The organism is Rhodopseudomonas sp. B29 (assembly GCF_000333455.1).
Taxonomy (GTDB): Bacteria; Pseudomonadota; Alphaproteobacteria; order Rhizobiales; family Xanthobacteraceae; genus Rhodopseudomonas.
Window position 1 is genome coordinate 1 of record NZ_BADD01000439.1, and the last position, 3,109, is coordinate 3,109.

The following is a 3,109-nucleotide window of genomic DNA, read 5'->3' on the forward strand; positions in this document are numbered from 1 at the left end:
AGACGAAGATGTCGACATCGGGCATCTCTTCCTTCACTTCGGCCGCGAAGGCGTCGACGTCGTCGCCGATCAGGGCGGTGGCGCAGGTCTGGTAGATCGTCATCCGCTTGATGTCGGGAAACGCCTTGAACGCCTCGATGATGTTCTGCTTGAGGAGCTTCTCGGCGCCGAACACGATGTGCTTCTCCTTCACGTCAGACGCGAAGGTGTATTTCAGCTGAAAGTTGTTGTTGTCGCTGATGTAGCGCTTGGTCTGCCAGGTGTCGTAGGTGCAGCCGACCGGGCCGTGGCTGAGATGGATGACGTCCTTCATCGGCGTGCCGATGACGTGCTTGGCGCCGCAATAGGCACAGCCGCGCTCGGAAATCGTCCCGGGGATGGTGTTGAGATATCCCTTGGGCAGGCAGGAGGTGAGGTCCTCACCGGCCCCCTTCACCACCGCGTGCATCTTGCGCTCGGGAATGCATTTACTGACTTCAAACTCGTGATAGGGCATGGGCCTCGCTCCACGGAAACAGTTGGGGGGAGGCGCGCCGGCAGCCGGCGCGCCGGTCCGGCTCAGTCCATCAGGCCGTATTTGACGACCATGGCTTCGAGCTCGTCCATCGCCAGCGGCTTCGGGATCACGAAGTCCTCGTTCTCGATGATCTTGCGGCCGAGCTCGCAATATTCGAGCGCCTGGTTGGCATCGGGCTGGAATTCGGTCACCGTCTTCTTGTTGAACTCGGCCTTCTGCACGATGTTGTCGCGCGGCACGAAGTGAATCATCTTGGTGCCGATGGCGGCGGTGAATTCGGCCAAGAACTCTTTCTCGCCGTCGACATTGCGGCTGTTGCAGATGATGCCGCCGAGGCGCACGCCGCTCTGCTTGGCGTACTTCGTCAGGCCCTTGCAAATGTTGTTGGCGGCATAGATCGCCATCATCTCGCCGGAGGCGACGATGTAGACCTCCTCGGCCTTGCCGTCGCGGATCGGCATCGCGAAGCCGCCGCAGACAACGTCGCCGAGCACGTCGAAGAACACGAAGTCGAGGTCTTCGGTGTAGGCCTCGTTCTCTTCCATCAGGTCGATGGCAGTGATAACGCCGCGGCCGGCGCAGCCGACACCAGGCTCCGGACCGCCGGATTCGACGCAGCGGATGTCCTTGAAACCAGATTTGACGACCTTATCGAGCGTGACTTTCTCCGCGCCCTCGATCCGCAGCGTATCCATCACCGTCGCCTGCGGCAGACCGCCGAGGATCAGACGCGTCGAGTCCGCCTTGGGGTCGCAGCCATGGATGAAGACGTTCTTGTCGTGGAAGTGCGCCAGCGCCGCCGCGGTGTTCTGCGTCGTCGTCGATTTTCCAATTCCGCCCTTGCCGTAAATCGCAATCTTTCGCGTCATGTTAGTTGCTCCTGTGTTTGCTACGCGACGGCCACCTGCCACCGCCTTCGCATTCAGTAAGAGCAACCGATGTGCCAACAGCGCGGTGAAGCGCGCTAACACGCTTCGATAAGTAGCGCGCCGAACAAGACGCCGTTGAATCGAGGCGATTATTTCGAACGTCCGCGAAAATCGCCGCGGTCAGCGCGCAGTTGTGGCAATGATGATGCGAACTACTCGCTGTACGAATGCTTCGCGATCTGGCGAAGAATGTAAATTTCGGCGGAGGTCTTTGCGCGAAATGTAAATTCGCGATGGCTCAGCAAAGCGACCGAGAAGTACCTGCCAGATATCGACGCTTGCATCGCCACTGAGGAGCGGCATCAAAAGATGCCCGCGAACGTGATTGCGCAGCCGGGCCGGAGACGATCCAATCGGCTAAAGAGATGCACCGATCTCGAATGTCATGACCGGACTGGCTGGTGAGAAGCGGAACTGGCGGAGAGGGGGGGATTCGAACCCCCGATAGGCTTGCACCTATGCCGCATTTCGAGTGCGGTACAATCAACCACTCTGCCACCTCTCCGCGGCGCCAAGCGGGCGATTTGCGCCCTGTGGTCGGCCGGTGTTCTAAGCGAGGAGCGGCGCAGACACAAGGTGCCCTTCGGGGGTTTTGCAGCCCGGGTAAGCGCAGTCGTCCATCGCTGCCTGTCGGCGGGGACCAGTCGGCGCCCGCTGCAGGACGCCGCCGGCGGGTGATCCGCCTCAGGCCTTGGCTTTTTCCTTGGCGTCCTTGTCCTTCTTGCCCTTGTCCTTGTCTCTTTCCTTGTCCTTCTTGTCCTTCTTCCCCGCCGGCTTGCGGTTGGTGAAGGAGGCGTTGCCGAGGCCGGTGCCGATGGTCAGGACGCCCCAGCGCTCGAATTCCTGCATGAACGGCACTTCGCTGAGGCCCTGGGTGACGCCGTCATTGTGCATCAGGATCGCGGTGTCGTGGGCGCCGATGGTCGGGATGCCTTCGACCAGGCTGCGCGGAAGGTGGAATTTACTGCTCTCCCAATTGCCCGGCAGGTTCTGCGCGCCCTTTTCGATGGTGCCATCGGCATTGATCACGCCCGGACAGGAGATCCCGATGAACGGGGCGAGCTTGAAGCCCTTCTCCTCGGCGTCGGCGATCAGCTCCTTCAGCATCTTGATCAGCCGCTTGACCGCGCCCTCGCGGGTCGGCTCGTCGTCGGCGTGGCGCCACAGATCGGACTTCCGCACCGAGGCCTTGGACAGGTCCGGCGACTTCTTCCAGGCGGTCTCGACCACGCCGCAGCGGATGTTGGAGCCGCCGATGTCGACCGCCACGATGCTGTCGTGGCCCTCGAAGATCCAGGACGGCGCCAGATGCAGGCAGCCGATCAGCCCGGCTTCATCGGGGTGATGGCGGATCGGCACCATGTCGACGTCGAGGCCCTCGGCCTTGAGGATGATCTCGGCGCGGGCGATCGACAATTCGCCGATCCGGCTCTGGCGGAAGCCGCCGCCGACCACGATGCATTCTGTCCCGGCCCAGGCCTTGGTCTTGAGAAAGCGCCGCGTGACGTAAGCCAGCTCCTGGGCGAAATCCTCGATGGCGCTGTGCACCACCGCGGCCGCCTCGACATCGTCCCCGGTCAGCACCGCATCCAGCGTGCTCTTGGAGATGTCGTCGGTCGATTTCTTGCCGAACGGGTCCTCGCCGTCCTTGCGCAGCGGCTTG

General features: G+C 62.0%; 3 protein-coding genes and 1 tRNA gene. All 4 read right to left on the reverse strand.

The features are described 5' to 3' along the window. Positions 1 to 496: nitrogenase component 1 (locus I5M_RS15700; RefSeq protein WP_031336578.1), on the reverse strand; the 496-nt coding region annotated here is incomplete at its 3' end. A gap of 62 nt (positions 497 to 558) precedes the next feature. Beyond that, positions 559 to 1,386 carry a nitrogenase iron protein gene (gene nifH, locus I5M_RS15705; protein ID WP_022722264.1) on the reverse strand — a complete coding sequence of 276 codons (828 nt, stop codon included), beginning with the start codon at positions 1,384 to 1,386 and terminating at the stop codon, positions 559 to 561. A 475-nt stretch (positions 1,387 to 1,861) separates the two neighbouring features. Then, positions 1,862 to 1,951: transfer RNA gene (locus tag I5M_RS15715), tRNA-Ser, on the reverse strand. Positions 1,952 to 2,130: 179 nt separating this feature from the next. After that, positions 2,131 to 3,109: ROK family protein (locus I5M_RS15720; RefSeq protein WP_022722266.1), on the reverse strand; the 979-nt coding region annotated here is incomplete at its 5' end.